Annotated in this window: 21 protein-coding genes and 1 pseudogene; 10 read left to right on the forward strand and 12 right to left on the reverse strand. The window is 62.0% G+C overall.

The window, feature by feature from the left end:
* Window positions 1–10: 10 nt before the first annotated feature.
* The 6 genes and pseudogenes from AC0L3L_RS22955 to AC0L3L_RS22980 all read left to right on the forward strand — a co-directional run bounded on the left by AC0L3L_RS22955 (window position 11) and on the right by AC0L3L_RS22980 (window position 7278).
* Window positions 11–615: pseudogene (locus AC0L3L_RS22955) on the forward strand (ATP-dependent Clp protease proteolytic subunit).
* A gap of 125 nt (window positions 616–740) precedes the next feature.
* Window positions 741–998 carry a hypothetical protein gene (locus AC0L3L_RS22960; RefSeq protein WP_473487066.1) on the forward strand — a complete coding sequence of 86 codons (258 nt, stop codon included), beginning with the start codon at window positions 741–743 and terminating at the stop codon, window positions 996–998.
* Between the two features lie 771 nt (window positions 999–1769).
* Window positions 1770–4691, forward strand: a complete 2922-nt coding sequence (gene uvrA, locus AC0L3L_RS22965; protein ID WP_473487067.1) for an excinuclease ABC subunit UvrA — start codon at window positions 1770–1772, stop codon at window positions 4689–4691.
* 34 nt (window positions 4692–4725) lie between these two features.
* Window positions 4726–5196, forward strand: a complete 471-nt coding sequence (locus AC0L3L_RS22970) for a GNAT family N-acetyltransferase (RefSeq protein ID WP_473639183.1) — start codon at window positions 4726–4728, stop codon at window positions 5194–5196.
* Window positions 5197–5223: 27 nt separating this feature from the next.
* Window positions 5224–6030: a DUF72 domain-containing protein gene (locus tag AC0L3L_RS22975; protein WP_473526801.1), complete on the forward strand. Its 807-nt coding sequence runs from the start codon at window positions 5224–5226 to the stop codon at window positions 6028–6030.
* A gap of 96 nt (window positions 6031–6126) precedes the next feature.
* Window positions 6127–7278 carry a GGDEF domain-containing protein gene (locus AC0L3L_RS22980; protein ID WP_473639184.1) on the forward strand — a complete coding sequence of 384 codons (1152 nt, stop codon included), beginning with the start codon at window positions 6127–6129 and terminating at the stop codon, window positions 7276–7278.
* Window positions 7279–7318: 40 nt separating this feature from the next.
* Here AC0L3L_RS22980 and AC0L3L_RS22985 read toward each other — a convergent pair whose 3' ends face one another.
* From AC0L3L_RS22985 to urtA, 6 genes are all read right to left on the reverse strand, one after another.
* Entirely contained in the window at window positions 7319–7495 is a 177-nt protein-coding gene (locus tag AC0L3L_RS22985; RefSeq protein ID WP_473487071.1) for a hypothetical protein, read from the reverse strand.
* Between the two features lie 456 nt (window positions 7496–7951).
* Entirely contained in the window at window positions 7952–8647 is a 696-nt protein-coding gene (urtE, locus tag AC0L3L_RS22990) for an urea ABC transporter ATP-binding subunit UrtE (protein WP_473639185.1), read from the reverse strand.
* Between the two features lie 70 nt (window positions 8648–8717).
* Window positions 8718–9464: an urea ABC transporter ATP-binding protein UrtD gene (gene urtD / locus AC0L3L_RS22995; RefSeq protein ID WP_473487073.1), complete on the reverse strand. Its 747-nt coding sequence runs from the start codon at window positions 9462–9464 to the stop codon at window positions 8718–8720.
* Between the two features lie 3 nt (window positions 9465–9467).
* A complete protein-coding gene (gene urtC / locus AC0L3L_RS23000) occupies window positions 9468–10700 on the reverse strand; it encodes an urea ABC transporter permease subunit UrtC (RefSeq protein WP_473487074.1) in 1233 nt (410 codons plus the stop codon).
* Window positions 10697–12319, reverse strand: coding sequence for an urea ABC transporter permease subunit UrtB (urtB, locus tag AC0L3L_RS23005; RefSeq protein WP_473639186.1), 1623 nt, complete (start codon window positions 12317–12319; stop codon window positions 10697–10699). The genes urtC and urtB overlap by 4 nt, the downstream gene beginning before the upstream one ends.
* A gap of 125 nt (window positions 12320–12444) precedes the next feature.
* Window positions 12445–13755 carry an urea ABC transporter substrate-binding protein gene (urtA, locus tag AC0L3L_RS23010; protein WP_473487076.1) on the reverse strand — a complete coding sequence of 437 codons (1311 nt, stop codon included), beginning with the start codon at window positions 13753–13755 and terminating at the stop codon, window positions 12445–12447.
* Between the two features lie 301 nt (window positions 13756–14056).
* Here urtA and AC0L3L_RS23015 point away from each other — a divergent pair, with 301 nt between their 5' ends.
* Window positions 14057–14452 carry a hypothetical protein gene (locus AC0L3L_RS23015; RefSeq protein ID WP_123145941.1) on the forward strand — a complete coding sequence of 132 codons (396 nt, stop codon included), beginning with the start codon at window positions 14057–14059 and terminating at the stop codon, window positions 14450–14452.
* 68 nt (window positions 14453–14520) lie between these two features.
* Here the strand turns inward: AC0L3L_RS23015 and AC0L3L_RS23020 are convergent, their stop codons facing one another.
* The 3 genes from AC0L3L_RS23020 to AC0L3L_RS23030 all read right to left on the reverse strand — a co-directional run bounded on the left by AC0L3L_RS23020 (window position 14521) and on the right by AC0L3L_RS23030 (window position 17163).
* Window positions 14521–16092, reverse strand: a complete 1572-nt coding sequence (locus tag AC0L3L_RS23020) for a GMC family oxidoreductase (protein WP_473639187.1) — start codon at window positions 16090–16092, stop codon at window positions 14521–14523.
* Between the two features lie 47 nt (window positions 16093–16139).
* Window positions 16140–16688, reverse strand: coding sequence for a gluconate 2-dehydrogenase subunit 3 family protein (locus AC0L3L_RS23025; RefSeq protein WP_473487078.1), 549 nt, complete (start codon window positions 16686–16688; stop codon window positions 16140–16142).
* A gap of 79 nt (window positions 16689–16767) precedes the next feature.
* Window positions 16768–17163, reverse strand: a complete 396-nt coding sequence (locus AC0L3L_RS23030; protein WP_473639188.1) for a VOC family protein — start codon at window positions 17161–17163, stop codon at window positions 16768–16770.
* Window positions 17164–17528: 365 nt separating this feature from the next.
* Here AC0L3L_RS23030 and AC0L3L_RS23035 point away from each other — a divergent pair, with 365 nt between their 5' ends.
* Window positions 17529–17834: a ribbon-helix-helix domain-containing protein gene (locus tag AC0L3L_RS23035; protein ID WP_077384009.1), complete on the forward strand. Its 306-nt coding sequence runs from the start codon at window positions 17529–17531 to the stop codon at window positions 17832–17834.
* On the opposite strand, the gene AC0L3L_RS23040 is transcribed toward AC0L3L_RS23035, so the two are convergent.
* On the reverse strand, window positions 17831–18541 hold the full coding sequence (locus AC0L3L_RS23040; protein WP_473487080.1) for a purine-nucleoside phosphorylase: 711 nt from the start codon (window positions 18539–18541) through the stop codon (window positions 17831–17833). The two genes, AC0L3L_RS23035 and AC0L3L_RS23040, sit on opposite strands and share 4 nt — an antisense overlap.
* Window positions 18542–18626: 85 nt before the next feature.
* Window positions 18627–21197 (reverse strand): cell cycle histidine kinase CckA, encoded by a 2571-nt coding sequence (gene cckA / locus AC0L3L_RS23045; RefSeq protein ID WP_123145782.1) that lies wholly within the window; start codon window positions 21195–21197, stop codon window positions 18627–18629.
* A 368-nt stretch (window positions 21198–21565) separates the two neighbouring features.
* On the opposite strand from cckA, the gene AC0L3L_RS23050 reads away from it, so the two are divergent.
* Window positions 21566–22300, forward strand: coding sequence for a hypothetical protein (locus tag AC0L3L_RS23050; protein ID WP_473639189.1), 735 nt, complete (start codon window positions 21566–21568; stop codon window positions 22298–22300).
* Between the two features lie 101 nt (window positions 22301–22401).
* Here the strand turns inward: AC0L3L_RS23050 and dksA are convergent, their stop codons facing one another.
* Window positions 22402–22818, reverse strand: a complete 417-nt coding sequence (gene dksA, locus AC0L3L_RS23055; RefSeq protein WP_006202025.1) for an RNA polymerase-binding protein DksA — start codon at window positions 22816–22818, stop codon at window positions 22402–22404.
* A 263-nt stretch (window positions 22819–23081) separates the two neighbouring features.
* On the opposite strand from dksA, the gene AC0L3L_RS23060 reads away from it, so the two are divergent.
* Complete coding sequence (locus AC0L3L_RS23060) at window positions 23082–23585, forward strand: SixA phosphatase family protein (RefSeq protein ID WP_123145940.1); 504 nt, start codon at window positions 23082–23084, stop codon at window positions 23583–23585.
* The last annotated feature ends 121 nt before the right edge of the window (window positions 23586–23706 follow it).

Consider the following 23706-nt stretch of genomic DNA (forward strand, 5'->3'; position numbering starts at 1 on the left):
GAAAAAAGCGATGAGCGGTTTTGCCAACCTGGTGCCGATGGTGATCGAGCAGTCGAGCCGCGGCGAACGCGCCTTCGACATTTTTTCGCGGCTGCTGCGCGAGCCATCGTCTTCATCAACGGTCCGATCGATGACAATGTGTCGGCGCTGGTCTGTGCCCAGCTTCTGTCGCTGGAATCCGACAATCCCGACAAGGAGATTTCGCTCTACATCAACTCGCCGGGCGGCGTGGTGACCAGCGGTTTCGCCATCTACGACACGATGCAGTATATACGCAGTCCGGTATCGACCGTCTGCATGGGCTTTGCCGCCTCGATGGCCTCTTTCCTGCTGATGGCGGGCACGCCGGGCCGGCGCATCGCGCTGCCCAACACCAGCATCCTGCTGCACCAGCCGTCAGGCGGGTTCCAGGGCCAGGCCTCCGACATCCAGCGCCACGCCGAAGGCATCCTCAGGACCAAGCGGCGCATGACCGAGCTTTACGCGCACCACTGCGGTCGCACCTTCGAAGAGGTCGAACGCACGCTCGACCGCGACCATTTCATGACCGCCGAGGAGGCAAAGACCTGGGGGCTTGTCGACCATGTTTTTGACACGCGCAAACAGGCGGCGTGAAAGGGGTGGCCGAACGCCATGAGCGATAACAGCCAAGCCGTTCGGCAAGTTTGATCGCCACCGGTCTGGCTTCGGCCAGTGTGCGGCGATACAGTCCGCCGATGTCTAGGATTTCACGCACTTGCTTGAACCGACTGATCATCGGCATCGCCGTCGCGGCCATGACCTCCGGCGCAGCGCTCGCCGAAGACAATTCAACGCCGCCCCACGAAGGCACGCTGCCAGGCGTGGCCGGCGACTATCGCGTCGCCAGGCCGGCTCCCGAACCCGACGACGCCGTGCCCAGCAACGGCCAGTTCAAGATCGGCGATACCGATGTCAGGATTTCCGGCAGCATAACCTTCGATGTCGGCGCCGGCACGATCAATGCCCCCCGGCGGTAGGACAGGTCCATCGGCCTTCATCGTTGCCACAAATCTCAAGGCACTCGTGCGCTGCGGCCATCTGAAATGAACAGCCCCGCCGCTGCTTCCGCAAACGGTCGGGGCTTTTTTTGGATCTAAAATCCAAACTTGCCGGGAGTACACTGCCGGCCTTTGATTTCGGATGCTTCGCGGCGTTCAGCCGACGATCCGACTAGTAGTCTCTGATTTTAATGGGGATCGGCAGATCACGGTTTGTCGGGCGGCGCAAACGCCTGGACCTGGCACTTATGCCTGCCGCGGCTCCAGCGACACGTGGAGCCTCAAGGGACTGTCCGGTGGAGTCATTCCTCTGCTCTCCTTTTCTGTCCATTGCGACCGGTGTCGTCCGAAGCACATATCGCAAAAGCCCGCGGCGTCTCGCAGGCCACCTTGGGTGGCGAGGCCATCAAAAGACGGCCGGCTTCGGTTGACGTTTGGAGTCTGACTCTCAGAGGCTGAGACGTCAACCGTTGGATAGCCGATTACAAAAAATGTGATCGCTTGTGTGGCGAATCCGAAATTTGCATCCGTTTTGAGCAGCCCGGCGTCGGCCGTGGATTACCTGGGCGCTTTTGTCAGGAGCGTGTTCGGCCTTTGTTCTTTCCGCTTGCTCGCCCGCGCGAAAGACGGTTAAAGGCTCTGGTCGAGAGTTGTGGCGTCTCTCGAAAAGGTGACGAAATTACCTACATAGGGGATGGTCGGGACAACCCGCCATCCCATGAGATTCCAGATCTGAGGCGGCGACCGGCGATGGCCGACCATAAATATCTTTCCATTCGCGGGGCGCGCGAACACAATCTGAAGAATGTCGATCTCGACTTGCCGCGTGACAGCCTGATCGTCATGACCGGCCTGTCGGGGTCCGGCAAGTCGTCGCTCGCCTTCGACACCATCTATGCCGAAGGCCAGCGCCGCTATGTCGAGAGCCTGTCGGCCTATGCGCGGCAATTCCTCGAAATGATGCAGAAGCCTGACGTCGACCAGATCGACGGCCTGTCGCCGGCCATCTCAATCGAGCAGAAGACCACTTCGAAGAACCCACGCTCGACGGTCGGGACCGTCACCGAGATCTACGACTATATGCGGCTGCTGTTCGCGCGCGTCGGCATCCCTTATTCGCCGGCCACCGGCCTGCCGATCGAGAGCCAGACGGTGTCGCAGATGGTCGACCGCGTGTTGGCGGTCGAGGAAGGCACTCGTCTGTTCATCCTGGCGCCGATGGTGCGAGGGCGCAAAGGCGAATACCGCAAGGAACTGCTGGAACTGCAGAAAAAGGGTTTTCAGCGCGTGAAGGTCGATGGTGTCTTTTACGAAATCGCCGACGTGCCGGCGCTGGACAAGAAATACAAGCATGATCTCGACGTCGTCGTCGACCGCATCGTGGTGCGCGGCGATCTGGCGACGCGGCTTGCCGATTCCATCGAGACCGCGCTGAAGCTCGCCGACGGGCTGGCGGTGGCCGAATTCGCCGACCGGCCGCTCGACGCCAGCCAGACCGGCGAGGATTCGGTCAACAAGTCGAAGAACGAGACGCACGAACGTATTCTGTTCTCGGAAAAGTTCGCCTGCCCGGTGTCCGGCTTCACCATTCCTGAGATCGAGCCGCGGCTGTTCTCCTTCAACAACCCGTTCGGCGCCTGCCCGACCTGCGACGGCCTCGGCAGCCAGCGCGCCATCGACGCCAGTCTGATCGTGCCCGACGACAATTTGTCCCTGCGTGCGGGCGCCGTCAGCCCATGGGCGAAATCGACCTCCCCCTATTACGTGCAGACGCTGGAGGCGCTGGGCAAGGCCTATGGCTTCAAGCTCGGCGACAAGTTCCGGGACCTGACCGAAGAGGCAAAGCAAGCCATCCTGCATGGCACCGGCGAGCGCGAGGTCACTTTCCAGTATGATGACGGCCTGCGCTCCTACAAGACGACGAAAACCTTCGAGGGGGTCATTCCCAATCTCGAGCGGCGCTGGAAGGAAACCGAATCGGCCTGGATGCGCGAGGAGATCGAGCGCTTCATGTCGGCCACGCCTTGCCCGGCCTGCCGCGGCTACCGGCTGAAGCCGGAAGCGCTTGCGGTGAAGATCGCCGGCAAGCATATCGGCGAGGTCACCGAGCTGTCGATCCGCAAGGCCGACCAATGGTTCACCGCCCTGCCCGCTTCGCTCAGCGACAAGCAGAACGAGATCGCGGTGCGCGTGCTCAAGGAGATCCGTGAGCGGCTGCGCTTCCTGAACGATGTCGGGCTCGACTACCTGACGCTGTCGCGCAATTCCGGCACGCTGTCGGGCGGCGAGAGCCAGCGCATTCGCCTGGCCTCGCAGATCGGCTCCGGCCTCACCGGCGTGCTCTATGTGCTGGACGAGCCGTCGATCGGCCTGCATCAGCGCGACAACGCGCGCCTGCTCGACACGCTGAAGCATCTGCGCGACATCGGCAACACGGTGATCGTCGTCGAGCATGACGAGGACGCCATCCTGCATGCCGACTATGTCGTTGATATCGGCCCGGCCGCCGGCATCCATGGCGGCCACATCATCGCGCAGGGAACGCCGCAGCAGATCATGGCGAGCCCCGCCTCGATCACCGGCAAATATCTGTCAGGCGAGCTCGAAGTGGCGACGCCGGCCGTGCGGCGCGAGGCCAAGAAGAACCGGCGCCTGAAGATCGTCGGCGCGCGTGGCAACAATCTGAAGAACGTTACCGCCGAAATCCCGCTCGGCACCTTCACCGCCGTCACCGGCGTCTCCGGCGGCGGCAAGTCGACCTTCCTGATCGAGACGTTGTTCAAAGCAGCGTCGCGCCGCATCATGGGCTCGCGCGAGCATCCGGCCGATCATGACCGCATCGAGGGCCTCGAATTTCTCGACAAGGTCATCGATATCGACCAGTCGCCGATCGGACGGACGCCGCGTTCCAATCCCGCCACCTATACCGGCGCCTTTACGCCGATCCGCGACTGGTTCGCCGGCTTGCCGGAATCCAAGGCGCGCGGCTATCAGCCGGGCCGCTTCTCGTTCAACGTCAAGGGCGGCCGCTGCGAGGCCTGCCAGGGCGACGGTGTCATCAAGATCGAGATGCACTTCCTGCCCGACGTCTATGTCACCTGCGACGTCTGCCATGGCAAGCGCTACAACCGCGAAACGCTCGACGTCCTGTTTAAGGGCAAGTCGATTGCCGACGTGCTCGACATGACGGTCGAGGAGGGCGTCGATTTCTTCGCCGCCGTGCCCGGCGTGCGCGACAAGCTGGAGACGCTGAAACAGGTCGGCCTCGGCTACATCCATGTCGGCCAGCAGGCGACGACGCTGTCGGGCGGCGAGGCGCAGCGCATCAAGCTCGCCAAGGAACTGTCGCGCAAGGCGACCGGCAAGACGCTCTACATCCTCGACGAGCCGACCACCGGCCTGCATTTCCACGACGTCGCCAAGCTCTTGGAAGTGCTGCACGAGCTGGTCGACCAGGGCAACACGGTGGTCGTCATCGAGCACAATCTCGAGGTCATAAAAACCGCCGACTGGGTGCTCGACCTCGGTCCCGAGGGTGGCGACGGCGGCGGCGAGCTGGTGGCGTCAGGCACGCCGGAGGACATCGTCCGCGAGAAGCGCAGCTACACCGGCCAGTTCCTGCGCGAATTGCTGGAGCGGCGGCCCGGAGGCAAGCGCGAAGCGGCGGAGTGAGTGAGGACTGGCTGGCGTTTGGAAGAACCTTCAAATGAAGATCAGAAGAGCGCTTGCTGAGGATCTCGCCACAATCGTCCGGCTGACCGAAGCCGCCTATGCGCCCTACACGGCCTTGCTGGGCGCGCCGCCGATCCCGGTCACCGAGGACTATGCGCCGCGGATCGAACGCGGCGAGGTCCGGCTGCTGGAAAGCAGCGGCGAGCCGGCCGGACTGATTGTCCTCGAGCGGCACCCAAACCACACGATGATCTTCTCCGTCGCCGTCGGCCCTGCTTTCCAGGGCAAGGGTTTCGGCATCGCACTGCGCAAGTGGGCGGACGAACAGACGCGCCTGTGGCATTTGCCCGAGGTGCGGCTCTACACCAACGCCAGGATGGAACGAAACATCGCGCTCTACAAAGCCTATGGCTTTCACGAAACGGGTCGTCGGCCCAATCCATACCGGCCAGGATCGACGGTCGTCGACATGGCTAAAGCCACCCAGACAACGGCCATCGCCTGATCCTTTTCAGCAAACGGGAGGACGACAGTGACTCAATCAGGAACAATTCGCGCCGGCATGGGCGGCTGGACCTTCGAGCCATGGGACGCGTCGTTCTATCCGGACAAGCTGTCCAAGGCGAAACAGCTGCACTACGCTACCCGGCAGGTGGCGAGCATCGAGGTCAACGGCACCTATTATTCGAGTTTCAAGGAGCCGACCTTCGTCAAATGGGCTAACGAGGCGCCGGACGGTTTTGTCTATTCGCTGAAAGGCAACCGCTTCGTCACCAACCGCCGCGTGCTCGGCGAGGCCGGTGAATCGATGATGCGCTTCCTGGGGTCGGGCGTCGCCGCACTCGGCGACAAGCTCGGGCCGATCCTGTGGCAGTTCGCGCCGACCAAAAAGTTCGATCCGGACGATTTCGAGGCCTTCCTCAAGCTTTTGCCTGAAAAGCAGGACGGCGTTGCGCTGCGCCATGCGGTGGAGGTGCGCAACGACAGCTTCGTCGTGCCGGAATTCGCTGCCCTGGCGCGCAAATACAAGGTGGCGATCGTCTACGCCGACCACGCCAAATATCCTGGGATCGCCGACATCACCGGCGATTTCATCTATGTCCGGTTGCAGACCGGCAGCGATGATAATCCCGACTGCTACACGCCAAAGGCGCTCGACGAATGGGCGGCACGGGCAAAAACCTGGGCGGAAGGCAAGGCGCCGGCCGACCTGCCGCGCACCGATCCGCCAACCGACGCACCGGTCAAACCGCGCGATGTGTTCGTCTACTTCATCACCGAGGGCAAGGTCCGCGCGCCGTTCGGCGCCATGGCGCTGATGAAGCGCGTCACCGGCTGACAACGTCGAATCATGGCATCTTCACAGCCGTCGTAACCTTATCGATACCTCCTTGCTGCATGAATTCGCGGAGCTGGGGCAGCCGCGGGTTAGGGCATGTCGCTCGACTACCACTCACTTCTGCTAGCTGTCGGTTTTTCCGCCGCCTGCCTGAGCCTGACGTTGTTCGGCATCTGGCTAACCGCGCGAACTGAAAAGTTTCTGCTGACATGGTCGATCAGCGCGTTGTTGGTCGTCGGCGACGTATTCATATACGAGGACTATATCGAGACGCCCGGACGCATCCTCGGTATCGCGACCTTCGCCTTGCTCCTGGTTGGGTTCTCGACCATGCTGGGCGCCGCCTACCAGTTCAGGTCAGGCCAGTCGCCGATCCCGCTGACGGTGCTCGGCAGCTGCATCTCGCTTGCCCTGGCGCTGCCGCCGATGGCGCTCGGATATGACGGGCTCGGCTTCATATTCGAAAATTTCCTTGCCGCCCTGATTCTGTTTTCAACGGCCTATCAGTACTGGGTCGGGCGCGCTGAAACTCCTGTCCCGATCATCGGCCTTACCGTGCTCTACTCGGCCACCGGCATTTCCTTTGTGCTGTGCGCCATGGCTCTTGCATGGGATGGGAAGCTTGTCCTCGGACATGCGCCCAGCAACTGGGCCGAGGATCTGAGCCTCGTCGTCGTCATCGCCAGCATGACCGGCATCGGCGCCCTTTCGCTGGCACTCAACCAGGGCCGTCTGGCCCGATATCACCGTCTGAACGCGCTGACCGATCCGCTGACCGGCCTGCTCAATCGCCGCGCGCTGTTCGATCTCAATGGCGGCGCCCCGATCGGGGCTTTCACGGCGGTGGTCATGTTCGACCTCGACGGCTTCAAGGTCATCAACGACGAGTTCGGGCACGCCACGGGCGATCAGGTGTTGAGAGTGTTCGCCGAGGACCTGGTCGAGAACCTTCGCCCGACCGATGTCGCCGCGCGCATGGGCGGAGAGGAATTCGCGCTGGTTCTGAAGCGCACCCTGCCCGAAGCGGTGGAGTTCACCGCCGAGCGTATACGCACCTCCTTCGCCGCGCGTGTCATCGAGACCGAAACCCGTCCCCTGACATGTACGATCAGCGCCGGATACGCTTTCGGCAGCAAGGACGGCATGAGCTTTGACAAGGTGCTCAGCGCCGCCGACAAGGCGCTCTATGCCGCCAAGCGTGGCGGTCGCAACCGCGTCGCGGCCTCGACCTTCCGACGCGCAAGTTAGCCGCGTGGCGGTATAGCGCATCCGCCCCTTCCGTCAGCCCTCACGCCGCCATCACGACCTCGTTGTAGGTATCGAGATCGACGTAGAAGACCTTGGTGATCTCTGCGATCAGCTCGTCGTGGTCGTATCCTTGCGATTTCAGAACATTGATAGCGGTCATGATGTCGACGCGCTCGGTGAGCCGTCGTTTCTGGTAGTCCTCGACGTAACGTTCCATCGGCGTCCCTGGCCCAAGTGCTCCAAATGCATCGAACAAAAATCGGATCGCAGGAAGGGGTTGCTTGCACAGAACGTGCCGGCTGAGCCCACGCCTCACCTTGATCCGTCAACGAGACTGATACGGAAAGCGGCCGACTCAACAAGGCCAAGTAAAGCCTAGCATGCAATCCTCGGCGCGCCAGAGGCGTTCAGGAAAGACTGAGCGGCTTTCGTGATTTCGTCATCCTTGGGTGCAGTGACGCGAAGCGGAGCGAAGACCCAACGCCGTAACTTCAGAGCATCGCCACAGTGCAGAATCCAGGGTGGGGGGAGAACGGCTTCTATTCTTGACCGCTGCACTCTTCGGCGGATGTCACGGCATGGATCCTGGGCTCTGCGCCGCGTCGCTTCGCTCCTTGCTTCGCCGCAGGATGACGAGGGGAGAGATGGTTCGGCTAATCTCGAGGGTCTGCGATTAAACGGTCAGGAACTTGCGAACATCCGCCCGGTCGAGATCCTCGGCCGGGCCGGTGTGGACGATCTGCCCGCGGTCCATGATGTTGACCTCGTCTGCCAGTTCCCGGCAGAAATCGAGATACTGTTCGACCAGCAGCACGGCTATGCCGGCCTGGTCGCGCAGATAGCGGATGGCGCGGCCGATATCTTTGATGATCGACGGCTGGATGCCCTCGGTCGGCTCGTCGAGCACCAGCAGTTTCGGCCGCATCACCAGTGCCCTGCCGATGGCAAGCTGCTGCTGCTGGCCGCCGGAAAGGTCACCGCCCCGGCGGCGGAGCATCTGCTTCAGCACCGGGAACAATTCGAAGACATGGCCGGGAATGTTGCGGTCGGCGCGCCTCAATGGCGCAAAGCCCGATTCGAGGTTTTCCCGCACCGTGAGCAGCGGGAAGATCTCCCTGCCCTGCGGCACGAATGCGATGCCCGACCGGGCGCGATCATACGCCGCGCTCCGGTCGAGCGCCTTCCCCTCGAAGGCAACGCTTCCGCTCGTCAGCCGGTGGTGGCCGACGATCGATCTCATCAAACTGGTTTTGCCGACGCCGTTGCGGCCGAGCACGCAGGTGATCTTGCCCGCGCCGGCCTTCAGCGAGACGCCACGCAGCGCCTGGGCGGCGCCGTAGTGCAGCGTGGCGTTGGAGACTTCGAGCATGGTCAGCGCCTTCCCCAACGCCTGAAGAACGAAAGGTCGAAATGATGGAACGGAACGCGCCAGACCATGATTATCTCCCCAGATAGACTTCAACGACACGCTCGTCGGCCGAAACGAAATCGAGCGAGCCTTCGGACAGGACCGAACCTTCGTGCAGGCAGGTGACCTTGACGCCGAGCTCGCGCACGAAATGCATGTCGTGCTCGACGACGATGACTGAGTGGTCGCGCGCAATATCCTTGAGCAGCCGCGCGGTCTCCTCGGTCTCGGCGTCGGTCATGCCGGCGACAGGTTCGTCGACCAGCAGCAGCTTCGGATCCTGCGCCAGCAGCATGCCGATCTCGAGCCATTGCTTCTGTCCGTGGCTGAGATTGGCGGCGAGTTCATCGCGCTTGTCGCCCAGCCGGGTGATGCCGAGGATATCGTCGATCTGCCGCGCCTCCGCGGCCGAGCGGCGATGGAGTAGCGCCGGGAAGATTGAGCGTGGGCCCTTCAGCGCCAGCACCAGGTTCTCCTCGATCGTGTGGCTTTCGAAGACGGTCGGCTTCTGGAATTTCCTGCCGATGCCCATCATGGCGATTTCGGCCTCGTCATGTTTGGTCAGGTCGACCTGGCCGTCGAAGTAGACCTCGCCCGCGTCGGGACGCGTCTTGCCGGTGACGATGTCCATCATCGTGGTCTTGCCGGCGCCGTTGGGACCGATGATTGCCCGCATCTCGCCCTTGTCGAGCACCAGCGACAGATTGTTGATGGCGCGAAAGCCGTCGAAGGAAACCGAGACGCCGTCGAGATAGAGGATGGTGTTGCTCTTCGACATCGCTCACTCCGCCGGCTGCGGTTCGGGGCCGGACGCGGACCAGTCGCCGGGCGTCCTCGCGGCACTGCGAACGATCTTCGGCGGCGCCGGGGCATCCTGATCGGTGCCGGCTTCCTCGGCAATCGAGGCCGCACGCAGCGCCTTGGCATTGCCGCGCCAGGAATCCCACATGCCGACAATGCCCTTGGGCAGGAACAGCGTGACGGCGACGAACAGTCCGCCCAGCGCAAACAGCCAGAACTCGGGCAGCACGCCGGTGAACCAGGATTTGCCGGCATTGACCACAAGCGCGCCGATGATCGGCCCGACGATGGTGCCGCGCCCGCCTACGGCCACCCACACCACGACCTCGATCGAATTGGACGGCTCGAACTCGCCTGGATTGATGATGCCGACCTGCGGCACGTAGAGCGCGCCGGCAATGCCGGCCATGACAGCCGACACGGTGAAGGCGAACAGTTTGACGTTCTCCGCGCGCCAGCCGAGAAAGCGGGTGCGGCTCTCAGCGTCGCGCACCGCCATCAGCAGCTTGCCGTATTTGGAACCGACGATTGCCCAGGTGACGAAGACGGCGAGCGCCAGCGTGGCGGCGCTGGCCGCGAACAATGCCGAGCGTGTCGCATCCGCCTGCACGTTGTAGCCGAGAATATCCTTGAAATCGGTCAGGCCGTTGTTGCCGCCGAAACCCATGTCGTTGCGGAAAAACGCAAGCAGCAGCGCATAGGTCATCGCCTGGGTGATGATCGACAGGTAGACGCCGGTGACGCGGCTGCGGAAGGCGAACCAGCCGAAGACGAAGGCGAGCAGGCCGGGCACCGCAAGCACCATGATCGCGGCAAACCAGAACTGGTCGAAACCGTACCAGAACCACGGCAATTCCCCGTAGTTCAGGAACACCATGAAGTCCGGCAGCAGCGGATTGCCGTAGACGCCGCGCGAACCGATCTGGCGCATCAGATACATGCCCATCGCATAGCCGCCGAGCGCGAAGAAGGCGCCGTGGCCGAGCGAAAGGATGCCGCAATAGCCCCAGACGAGATCGAGCGCCAAAGCGAGCAGCGCGTAGCAGAAATACTTGCCGGTGAGCGCGACGACATAGGACGGCACGTAGAACGCACTCGTCGGCGAGACCGCAAGATTGAGCAGCGGCACGATGAAGGCGACCGCCAAAAGGATGAAGATCGTGATCGCGATGCGGCGATCGGCGCCGGCGGCGAAGAAGCGTCCCGTGATCATGCTTCCACCGACCTGCCCTTCAGCGCGAAAAGGCCGCGCGGGCGCTTCTGGATGAACAGGATGATGAGGACCAGCACGACAATCTTGCCGAGGACTGCCCCGGCATAGGGTTCAAGGAATTTGTTGACGATACCGAGCGAGAAGGCGCCGACCAGCGTGCCCCAGAGATTGCCGACGCCGCCGAAGACGACGACCATGAAGCTGTCGATGATGTAGCCGCGGCCGAGATTGGGCGAGACATTGTCGATCTGGCTGAGCGCGACACCGGCAATGCCTGCAATGCCGGACCCCAATGCAAAGGTCAGCGCGTCGACCCATGGTGTCCTGATGCCCATCGAAGCGGCCATGCGGCGGTTGGCGGTGACGGCGCGCATCTGCAGGCCCCAGGGCGTGCGCTTCATCACATAAAGCAGCACCGCGAACACGCCGAGCGCGAATACCAGTATCCAGAGCCGGTTCCAGGTCACGGCGAGCTGGCCGATATCGAACGAACCCGACATCCATGACGGGTTGCCGACCTCCTGGTTCGTCGGCCCGAAGATGGTGCGCACGGCCTGCTGCAGGATCAGCGAGACGCCCCATGTCGCCAGCAGCGTCTCCAGCGGCCGGCCGTAAAGGAAACGGATCACGCCCCGCTCGATGACAAGGCCGACGAGCGCCGCGACCGAGAAGGCGAGCGGCAGTGCGATGACCAGCGACCAGTCGAACAGGCCGGGAAAGGAGTTTCGGATCACCTCCTGCACGACAAAGGTCGTGTAGGCGCCGAGCATCACCATTTCGCCATGCGCCATGTTGATGACCCCCATGACGCCGAAGGTGATGGCGAGACCGATCGCCGCCAGCAGCAGCACCGATCCGAGCGAGATGCCGTACCAGATGTTCTGGCCCGCATCCCACAGCGCCAGCGTCGAATTGATGTTGGCGATCGCCGCCGTCGCCGCGTCCTTGACCGCGCCTTCGGAATTGGCCTCGACGGCGGTGAGCAGGGACAGTGCGTTGCGATCGCCGCGCGCGCCGATCAGGGCGGTCGCCGCGAGTTTGTCGGCCTCCGGCCTGTCCGACACCAGAACCGATGCGGCGCGGGCCTGTTCGAGCAGCGCTTTGACGCTTGCCACACTCTCGCTGGTGATCGCGGCATCGAGTGGCTCGATGTTTGTGGCATCGGGTGTCTTGAACATGGTGTCGGCGGCAGCAATGCGCGCAGCCGGATCTTTCGCGCCGAGCGTCAGTGTGCCCAGAGCATCGCGGATGGCGCGGCGCAGCGTATTGTTGACCTTGATCTTGGTGATCTCGCCCTTGGCCGCCTCGCCGGACTTTTCCCCGCTCAGCGGGTCGAGCAGCGCAACGCTGCCGCCGCCTTCCTTACCGATGAAAACCAGCGAATCGGCCTTGCGAACGTAAAGATCGCCCTCCGCAAGCGCGCCAAGCGGACGTTCGACGGCAGTGTCACCGGTGGCCGCGAGCTCGCGCACGACAGCTTCGGTGGCCGAAAAATTCGAGGCAGTGGCAAATTTGGCAATGATGGCGCGCAGATCCGCTTCGGCAGCGTTCGACGGCGACAGCATCCCCAGGAGGAGGAGGAGCAGCAGCGTCAGGCCGATCGCGCGGGTAAAGATCATCGATTTCTGGCGACTCTTGAAAGGTTGAACTTCGCGTCCGGGTGGGCTGGAGGAGAGGAGGAGCTCGCCCGGACGCGTCGCGGTCTAGGTCGTGGAGAAATCCACGACCGTCAGACCCGGGAGGATCAGTTGGTTCCCTTGCCGCCACACTTGCCGGTTGCAACATTGAAGTTGCCGCAGGACAGAGGCGCGCGCCAATCGGAGATCAGGTCCTTCGAATCAGCCAGATAGTCGGACCACTCGTCACCCATCACCAGGCCAGGCGTCTGCGAGACGGTCTCGAACTGGCCGTCGGCCTGGATTTCGCCGATCAGCACCGGCTTGGTGATGTGATGGTTCGGCATCATGGTCGAATAACCACCGGTCAGGTTCGGCACCGAGACGCCGATCACGGCGTCGATGACCTTGTCAGGATCGGTGGTGCCGGCCTTCTCAACCGCCTTCACCCACATGTTGAAGCCGACATAGTGGGCTTCCATCGGGTCGTTGGTGGTGCGCTTGTCGTTCTTGATGAACTTGTGCCAGTCGGCAATGAACTTCGCGTTCTCGGGCGTATCGATGCTCTGGAAATAGTTCCAGGCGGCGAGATGGCCGACGAGCGGCGCGGTGTCGAGACCGGCAAGCTCTTCCTCGCCGACCGAGAAGGCCATGACCGGGATGTCCTCGGCCTTGATGCCCTGATTGCCGAGTTCCTTGTAGAACGGCACGTTGGCGTCGCCATTGACGGTCGAGACGACGGCGGTCTTCTTGCCGGCCGAGCCGAACTTCTTGATCGCCGAGACCTCGGTCTGCCAATCGGAGAAGCCGAACGGCGTGTAGTTGACCAAGATGTCTTCGGCGGCGACGCCCTTGGCTTTCAGATAGGCTTCGAGGATCTTGTTGGTGGTGCGCGGATAAACGTAGTCGGTGCCTTCAAGCACCCAGCGTTTCACCGAACCGCCGTCCTCGCTCATCAGATAGTCGACGGCCGGAATTGCCTGCTGGTTCGGCGCCGCACCGGTGTAGAACACGTTGCGCTCGCTCTCCTCGCCCTCATACTGGACGGGGTAGAACAGGATGTTGTCGAGCTCGCTGAACACCGGCAGCACCGACTTGCGCGACACCGAGGTCCAGCAACCGAACACCGCCGCGACCTTGTCCTTGGAGATCAGCTCGCGCGCCTTTTCGGCGAACAGCGGCCAGTTCGAAGCCGGATCGACGACGACCGCTTCGAGTTTCTTGCCGAGCAGGCCGCCCTTTGCATTCTGCTCTTCGATGAGCATCAGCATGGCGTCCTTCAGCGTCGTCTCCGAAATCGCCATGGTACCCGACAGCGAGTGAAGAATACCCACCTTGATCGTATCGTCAGCCGCCCTGGCCGGGACGCTCATCAGCAGGCCGGCCGTAACCGCGCCTGCCGAAAGCATTTTTGTTATTGTCGAGAAACTGCCCCTCATATTTCAAACTCCCTAGCTGGTTGATCGCATCGCAAACAGACCATGCAACGGCTGTGCCAACCGCGGGAGCAAAATTAAGTGGGCTTGGATTTCCCAGCCCTATCAGCCGGTTAATATATTAGCCGCCAAAGATAAGCGCCGCCGCCGGTGCTCTGCCTGGAAAAAACTCCCCCGCTCTCGCCTAATTCTTGATCACTCGCGAATTAATGCGCCAATTTTGAGCAGAACCAAATCAAAGACGGCGAACCGTTGCACCGCAGCAGGAAAATGGGGCAAGTTCGATCTTCAAAAGAGCGACGTCATGGCCTCCAGGATTTCTTGTATTTTCAGCACCATGCTTCTGGTTGCGGCCACCGGCGGCGCACGCGCCGACTTCACCGACGGCAAATTGCCGGACGGCACCTATCACTGCGAAGTCTATCTGCTTGGCATGTTCCTCAGCCTTGGCGACATCACCATCAAGGGGAATGTCTATAGCGGCCCGGTGACCTTCGGAACCGCCCGGCAGGGCTACAACTATCAGATGGATGCAAACGGCGAGATCACCTGGTTGGGCCCGTTGGGCGGCTATACGACCGGCGGCAACTCGATCTCGCTCACGCAAGCCACCCTGGACGGTCAAACCAGCCCGTCCTTCGACATCATCATGAAGCAGCCTGACGGCGCCTTCACCGCCTCGACCTGCACAAAGCGTTGAACAGCCGACAGGAAGAGGCGCCAAACCTTGCGAGGTTCCGCGCCAGCAGGCAAGTCGGGAGGGTATGGCTAAATGCTCTTGGCCGACATCTGTTCGGCGATATAGTCAGCCTGACGGATCGCCAGCGACACGATCGTCAATGTCGGATTTTCAGCGCCGCCGGTGGTGAACTGGCTGCCATCCGACACGAACAGGTTCTTGATGTCGTGCGCCTGGCCATGCTTGTTGACGACGCCGTCGGTCGCCTTCTCGCTCATCCGGTTGGTGCCGAGATTATGGGTCGACGGATAGGGTGGCGTCGGGAAGGTCCGCGTCGCCCCGACCGCCGCGTAGAGCGCCGAGCCCTGCGTGTAGGCGTGGTTGCGCATCGCCGTGTCGTTGGCATGGTCGTCGAAATGGACGTCCGCCACCGGCATGCCGTGCTCGTCCTTGATATCGGCATGCAGCGTGATGCGGTTTTCCTCGCGCGGCATGTCCTCGCCGACGATCCACATGCCGGCCATATGGTCGTAGTGGTCGAGCGCCGTGGTGAAGGAACGCCCCCAGCCGCCGGGATTAAGGAAGGCGGCCATGAACGGCAGGCCGAGCGACAGCGTCTCTAACTCGTAGCCGCCGACGAAGCCGCGCGAGGAATCGTTGCGGGCTTCGTCGCGGATGATACCGGCCATGGTGGTGCCGCGATACATATGCACCGGCTTGTCGAAGATGCCGTAGACCGAGCCCGTGGTGTGGCGCATGTAGTTCTTGCCGACCTGCCCCGACGAATTGGCAAGGCCGTCGGGAAACTGGCTCGATGCCGAATTGAGCAGCAGCCGCGGGCTCTCGATCGAATTTCCCGCGACGGCGACGATGCGGGCCTTCTGTTCCTGAAGTTTGCCGTCCTTGTCGGCATAAACGACGCCGGTCACCTTGCCGCTGGGATCGTGGTTGATCTTGATCGCCATGGCGTTTGGCCTGACCTCGAGATGGCCGGTCGCCTCGCCCTTGGGAATTTCGCTGTAGAGCGTCGACCATTTGGCGCCCCATTTGCAGCCTTGGAAGCAGAAGCCGGTCTGCTGGCAGGCATTGCGGTCGTCGCGTGGCTCGGAATTGATTGCCATCCGGCCGGTGTGGCACTCCTTGTAGCCGAGCTTGTCGGCGCCGGCCTTCATCACCTTGAAGTTGTTGTTGCCAGGAAGGCCCGGGATGTTGTTGGTGAGCGTCACGCCTAGTCTGTCTTCGGCCTTTGCGTAGTAGGGCTCCAGCTCGGCAAGCGTGATCGGCCAATCGAGCAGGTTCGCGCCTTCCAGTTTTCCGTAGGTCGAAAGCGTTCTGAATTCATGCTCCTGAAAGCGCAGCGAGGCGCCCGCCCAGTGCGTGGTCGAGCCGCCGACCGCCTTGACGATCCAAGCCGGCAGATTGGGGAAATCCTTCGCCACCCGCCAGTCTCCCGAGGTCGTGCGCTTGTCCGTCCAGGCGAGCTGGGCGAATGAATCCCACTCGTCGTTGATGAAATCCTCATATTCGTGGCGGGCGCCCGCTTCCAGGATGACGACATCGATGCCCTTCTGGGCGAGTTCGTTGCCGAGCGTGCCGCCGCCGGCGCCCGAGCCGATGATGACGACCACGCCATCGTTCTTGAGATCAAATGGTGCTGCCATGGATTCCTCCCGTGATGTCTGTTGTGTACGGTTTGGGACGATGGGGCTCAGAGCCACTCGATGTCGTCGAACCCGCGCGCCATGTAGCCGCCCTTGGAGTAGGACTCGCCCTCGTAGCCGAAGATCGGCCAGACCTCCTTCTGGTTGTAGAGGCCGACGACAAGCCCGCCGCGGACTGCCTGGAAGAACGGCGTGTCCTCGATCTCTCTCAGCACCGTAATGCGCTGCTCCTCCCAGCCGAGACCGGTGTAGCCGCCCTTGCCCGACTTCACGTCGAGATCGGCAATTCCCTTTTCGATCAGATCTTTGTGGGTGGGGTCTTTCCCGGCCTGCTCATCATGGGCCTTGACGGCGATTGCGTAATATTTGTCAGGCACTTGATCGTGCGGGTAGATGTCGCGCGCCATGTGAATCAGGGTCGCCATGGTTTCGGGCTTGAGCGCGGATGTTTCGAGACCCCAGGCATGTTCCGGGCTGATGACGGCACTGCCTGAAATGACCAGCAACGCGCCGACACCGCCGCGCTTCAGAAGCTCGCGGCGCGATAGGCCGGGCTTCTTTTCATGGGCCGGCTTGCTCTCATAAATCGTGACCATTTGTTCCTCCCTTGCTTGCTATCTGCACCCGAAGGTGCCCTGGCTGGCGCCGCGCTGGCCGGCGCGGCCGTAATGTCTCCTATTTGAACCGGCCCTGACGCTGCAGGACCTCGATCTTGTAGCCGTCGGGATCCTCGATGAAGAAGAAGCGCGCGAGGAGCGCTCCGTCGCGGTTGAACTCGACGATCTTCTTCGGGCCGAGGCCAAGCGCGCCGAGCCGGTCATGTTCGCTGTCCAGATCGGCGACCGAAACCGCGAGATGGCCGTAGCCGTCGCCGAGCGCGTAAGGCTCCTGGCGGCCCTTGTTGACGGTGAGCTCGACCTCGAACTCCGCCTCGGCATTGCTCAGATAGACGAGCGTGAAGGTTTCGAAATCGAGCCGTTCAGCGACGTCCAGCCCAAAGGCTTTCCGGTAGAAGTCGATGGACCGGGCCTCGTCCAGAACCCGGATCATGGTGTGGATCGTCTTCGCCAAATGACACTCCGTCGCAGCAGCGCCTTATGCGCGTCGGCGTGATTATGCGCGGGTTGCGGCAGAGGTGGTGGCAGCCGATTACCACGCGCTAATCTAACGACGGGGTGGCAAACCGCTAATGCATGTCGCGCAAAAGTGCGCAGCGGTTTTGCGATAACGACATGCATAAGAACGAGGCCTAAAAGCGCGTCGCATGAATCCATTCAAACGCGACGCGCTTTTAAGGACGAAAGTCCGATTGCTGTTTTCCGCTTTCCAGCTGAAGATAATTTGCCACGATAGGCACTGCTCAAAGGCGCGAATCGCTGCAGATTGCGCCTAAAATCAACAAGAATGGCCAAGACCAATAAGAACGGGAGGTAACGATGTGCAGAGTTTTTGCCGGGCAGGATCCGGAGGGCTACCGGCAGATCAATCGATCGATCCGCATCGACGGGCACTCGACGAGCATCCAACTCGAGGCGACGTTCTGGGCATTGCTCGACGAGATCGCCGACAGCCAGGGTCTGACGACCCCGAAATTCATCTCGAAGCTCTATGACGAGGCTATCGAGATCAATGGCCAGATTCCGAACTTCGCCTCGATGCTGCGCACGACCTGTGCTCTCTATCTGCGTGGCCATCGGCCGGGCATCGAGGAACACACGGCCCCGAAGCGGCAAGCAGCTTAACTTTCGATCGCAACATCGAGTGCCAGGCGAGTCATATCGGTGAAAAGCGCCTGGCGTTCGGAATAGTCGGTTTGCTCGCCGGTCACCACATTGTCGACGACAGTCAGCATCGACAGGGCCCGGGCGCCGAAGTGCGCGGCAATGCGATAGAGCGCACTGGTCTCCATATCCACGGCCAGCGCGCCCTGTGCCTGTGCTTCGGCGAAGCGATCGCGCCCCTGGGGATGATAGAATATATCGCTGCAGATGGTCAGCCCGGCCTGATGTTCGATGCCGATTTCGGCAGCCCGCGTCAATGCCTGGGCATAAAGCGCCGGATCGGGGCCGGCATCAGCACCGTAGAGCCCAAAGACTTGGCCGCTCTCTGCACTTTCACCCCGCACCGACTGCGAGATCACTAGGCTGCGCAGTTTAACCGCCGCCGTCAGGGCGCCACAGGTGCCGGTGCGGATCAGTGTCCTCACGCCATGGAAGTCCAGCAATTCATGCGCGTAGATCAGGAATGACGAGACGCCGATGCCGGTGGACTGGATGCTGACGGGCTTACCGCGAAACAGGCCGGTAAAACCGAGGGCCTCCCTTCGACGGTTGACGCAGCGCGGCGCCTCCAGAAAGGTTTCCGCCATCCATTCGGCACGCTGCGGATCGCCCGGCAACAGCACTGTTGCGGCATAATCACCCTTGCCTGCCTCGTTGTGCGGCGTCACGGTATGCTCCCCCAAAACCCGCCGCCCGTTTCGCCATAATCATGGCAGTCTCACGCCATTTCGCAAGTGCGAGAATTAGTATGCCCTAAGATTCCAGCACATCCTTGACGATTGTGGCCAGTTGCTTGAGCGAAAACGGCTTCGGCAGGAAACCGAAATGCGCGTCTGCCGGCAGGTTCTTGGCGAACGCATCCTCGGCGTAACCGGAAACGAAGACGAATTTGATGTCGGGTTGCCGCTTGCGCAGTTCGCCAAGCAGGGTCGGCCCATCCATCTCAGGCATCACCACGTCGGAAACGACAATGTCGACCTTGCCGCCGAGCGCCTCGAAGACTTCCAGCGCCTCGACGCCCGAGGACGCTTCGTGGACGGTGTAGCCGCGCGACGTCAGCGCCCGCATGCCGCCCATGCGCACGGCATCCTCGTCCTCGACGAGCAGCACCGTGGCCGAGCCCGACAGATCCTTGGCTGCGTCGGCGATCTTTGCCGGTGCGACCGGTGCCTCGCCGGGCTCGCCTGCCTTTCTCGCCTCAGCAATGTAGCGCGGCAGGAAAATGCGGAACACCGATCCCTTGCCGACCTCGGAATCGCAGAAGATGAAGCCGCCTGTCTGCTTGATGATGCCGTAGACCATGGACAGGCCGAGGCCGGTGCCCTTGCCGACCTCCTTGGTGGTGAAGAAGGGTTCGAAAATCTTCTTGAGGACTTCGGGGGCGATGCCGCTGCCGGTGTCTTCGACTTCGACCACCACGTAATCGGCCGGCGCAAGTTCGCGGTAGGGTAGGCTTTTGCTCTCTTCTGTCGTCACGTTCCGGGTGCGCACGGTGAGGTCGCCGCCAGCCGGCATCGCATCGCGCGCATTGACCGCCAGATTGACCACCACCTGCTCGAACTGCCCGATGTCGACCTTCACCGGCCACAGATCGCGGCCATGATCGACCTTCAGCTTGATGTCGCTTCCGACCAGGCGGGCCAGCAGCATCCGCAGGTCGGCAAGCACGTCGGTCAGGTTGAGCACCTCCGGCCGCAGCGTCTGCTTGCGCGAGAAGGCCAGAAGCTGCCTCACCAGCGAAGCCGCCCGGTTGGCGTTCTGCTTGATGTTCATGATGTCGGGGAAGGACGGGTCCGACGGGCGGTGGTTGGTCAACAAAAGGTCCGACGCCATGATGATGGCGGTCAGGACGTTGTTGAAGTCGTGTGCGATGCCGCCGGCAAGCTGGCCGACCGCCTGCATCTTCTGGCTTTGCGCCATCTGGCCCTCGAGCGCCTTCTGCTCGGTGGTCTCGACGGCATAGACGATAGCCGATTCTTCGGCGCCCTCGCCGGTGCCGTCGGCAACCGCGTTGACGTAAAAGCGCATGTGCCGTTCTTCATTGCCGGGCAGCAGCGTATCGATCGGTTCGATGTCGGCCTGCCTTTGTCGCGCTTTTTCGAACGCCGCGGCAAAGGCGGGCCGGTCGCGCTCATGGATCACCGTGTCCAGCCGCACGCGCCGATCGACCGCGTCCCCGTCGACGACGGAGGAAAACAGCGACAGGAAAGGCGCGTTGGTGCGCAAGATGCGCCCGCTGTTGTCGACCGCCGCTATTGCCATCGGCGTCGAATTGAAGAAGCGGGTGAAGCGGATCTCCGAGGCGCGAAGATCGGCGGAAGCGTCCTCACCTTGCGTCCGGTTGAGCACGATGGTGCGCGTCGGACCGTTGACACCCTCGCGGCTGGCTGAGACCCTATGCATGAAACGCACGGGCAGCGCCTCGCCTTTCACCGTCGTCAGATCGAGATCGATGACCGCATTGCGCGTGGTGCCGGGATCGGCCTTGACTGAGCGGACCAGCGCCATGCCGTCGCCGGCGACGATCTCCGGAAGCGTAACGGCACCAGGCGTGAAGCTCGTCAGGTCGATGCCCAGCCACTCCGCCAGCGTGGCGTTGATATAGGTGACGCGGCCTTCCTGGTCGGCCGAAAAGAAGCCGGCCGGCGCATGGTCGAGATGGTCGATGGCCTCCTGCAGATCGAGGAAGAACCGCTCCTGCTCGGCCCGTTCCTCCGAGATATCGGCGAGTTGCCAGGCGAGCAAGGGCAGCCGCTGGCCCGGGACGCTGAAGGCGCGGGCGCGGGCACGGTACCAGCGCGCGCCCGGCTCGGCGCCGGGTCGAATGGATTGCGCAAGCCGAAACTCTCCGTCGCCGGGCTGGCCGTCGCGCAGGCCGGAGGCGAGCCGGTATATGGTCACCGAGGCCTCGGGAACGTCGGACAGCAAACTTTCGACCGTCTTGAGATCCGCCGCGGACGCGGCGCCCGTCATGTCGGCATAGGCCCGATTGGCGTAGACGACACGACCCTTGGTGTCCGTGACCAGAAGACCTTGCGACATCGAATCGACAAACGCTTTCGATAGCTCGTCACTCGTCGAGCGCGGTGTGATCTGCACGAAGCCGATGGCGGTGGCGAACAGGAAGCCGACGCCGATCATCGCCAGCACACCAAGCATTCCGAGCAGGAATGGATCGCCAAGACGTTCGCGGAAAAGGCCGAAGACGATCGCAGCGCCGGTCAGGACGACGATGAAGACGATGAGCCGGGTGACCGCACCCGGTCGCGTGTTCTGGTCGACGATCGGTACCGGATAGAAATCGCCGCGCGCTTCCTTGGCCATATGCCCCCTGCTCATGAAATCCGGTACTTGCCCCTGCCCGGTTGAATCACATTCTCAGGGTCCGGAAAAGGCCTTGGCGGCAAATGTCCGCTAAAAATGACGCCCGTTCTGCGCCTGGTGTGGTGAAACCGAAATTCGCATCACCTTGGTGCAACGCGGAGCGAATTTCGGATTCATCACATCAGCAACTTGCTGAAAATCCAGTGTGGTGGATTTGAAGTGGGAACGCTGACGCACTCAATTCGCAGGAACTTCAAATCCACCAGATTGGCGTTTCAAGCTGTTCAAGAAGCGCGAAAGGCAACTTGCAGGGGCGTGCCGCAACAGTCTAGTGTCACTTTTCTTCGAAAGCCGATACGGGGGCACTAATGCAAGGGCTGGATAGCGTTTTGGGTCCTTATGCCGCGGAAATCCTGTGGACGCTGGTCGCGCTTGTCCTTCTGGCCATTATTCTCCTCATCATCAAGCTGGTCCGCAATCTGACCTTTGGAACATTCGTTGCCGGTGGCAGGAACCGCAAGACGCGCCTGGCCGTCATGGACGCCACCGCTGTCGACAGTCACCGCCGGTTGGTGCTGGTGCGCCGCGACGACATCGAGCACCTGCTGTTGATCGGAGGCCCAACCGATGTCGTCGTCGAACGCGACATCCGGCTGTCGGCGCTGCGCCGTCCTGCACTGACCGGAGATAGCGGCGGCCATCAGCCGGCACCGCGGCCGCGCGCGCCTCAACCGGCTCCTGCGCCAATGACGCAAGCACCGCCTCCGCAGCCGGTAAGCGCGGCCCCGGCGCCTGTCCGGCCCCATCAGACGGCGCCAGCGCCGAAGCCAGCAGCGCAAAGTCATCAATCGGCGACCGTCACGCCGCTGCCCGCCTACGGATCGACGAACGCCACTGCCTTTCGACAGGCGCCATCGCCGGCAAGACAGGATTCCCCGCCAAAGCAGGATTCTATTGACGATACGCTGATGAGGGAGCTCGAGGTCTCGTTTGATGACCCGCACCCCACCAAGCCGGAGAGCAAGCCGGCGGCAAAGGCACCGTCGTCTCTCGATGACGAGATGACGAAGCTTCTCGGCGAGCTTTCCAGCCAGAAAAGATAACCGGCCAGAAACCGGGGCAGCGAACAGCTAACAAAAAATGTCCGGAGACCGGCCATGACAAAATTCGCTATCGGCTGCTTTTTAGGCGCTCCGCCTGTGCTTCAGTCGTCGCGGTAGACCTTCTCGCGGCGCTCGTGGCGCTCCTGCGCCTCGATCGACAAGGTCGCGATCGGACGCGCATCGAGCCGCTTCAGCGCGATGGGCTCGCCGGTTTCCTCACAATAGCCGTAAGTGCCTTCATCAATGCGCTGAAGCGCGGAATCAATTTTTGAAATGAGTTTTCGCTGGCGATCGCGGGCGCGAAGTTCGATGGCGCGGTCAGTTTCCGAAGAGGCGCGATCAGCGAGATCGGGATGGTTGGCGTTTTCCTGCTGCAGGATTTCGAGAGTTTCGCGCGCTTCGCGCAGTATGTCGTTCTTCCAGGTGACGAGCTTCAGGCGAAAGTAGGATTTCTGCCGTTCGTTCATGAACGGCTCGTCTTCGGAGGGTACGTAATCGGCAGTAACGATGTCGTTCATTCGACTCACCCAAACAGCCCCAATTTTGGCGCCTATATATTCGCGGACCGAATGCTGCACAAGCGTAATCGACGACAGTTTCACGCAATTGTTAATGTCGGGCAAAACGGTATTGGCCGCATCATTCGCATGAAGGGCACGACCGAATTCGCGTATGATTTGTTGGGTTTGAAAGGTGCCGGCCATTGTGCATAAGGCCGTTCTCATGGCTAATCCTGCAGCGCCTTTTGACGAGTTTCGGTGTTTGGCACAAGCGAGGGCCGGTGAGCAAGCTTTACCTGTTGAGGCATGCCAAGGCCGGATGGGCCCTGCCCGGCATGCGCGATTTCGACCGTCCGCTCGACGCATCCGGCCTCGCCGACGCCGAAACCATGGGTGCGGCCATGCGGGCCCGCAGCTACATTCCGGACCTCACCCTTTGCTCCAACGCAAAGCGAGCGCGCCAGACGCTGGAAGGCCTGGCCGGCCACACCGATACAGGCCGGGTCCTGTTCTTGGACACGCTCTATAGCGAGGACGCCGCCAGTTATCTCTCGATCATCCGCGGCAATGGCGGGCCAGGCTCGCTGCTCGTCATCGGCCACAACCCGATGACGGAAGATCTTACTATCGCGCTTTCGGGCGATGGCGACGAGGCTGCGAGGGGAATTCTGAACCACGGCTTCCCGGCCTCCGGCCTTGCGGTCGTCCGTTTTCCAGGCAGTCTTGCCAATGCCGCGCAAGGCACCGGCTATCTCGAAGCCTTCGTGACGCCGGCCGATCTCTGACGCCATTTCAACCTAGCGTGGTGGATTTGAAGTTCCTGCCACTTCAATGGCATCAGCGTTCAGGAACTTCAAATCCAAAAGCATACTACAGCGCCGCGCGTCCTCCTGGACGCGCAAAGGA

The organism is Mesorhizobium sp. WSM4849 (assembly GCF_055811385.1).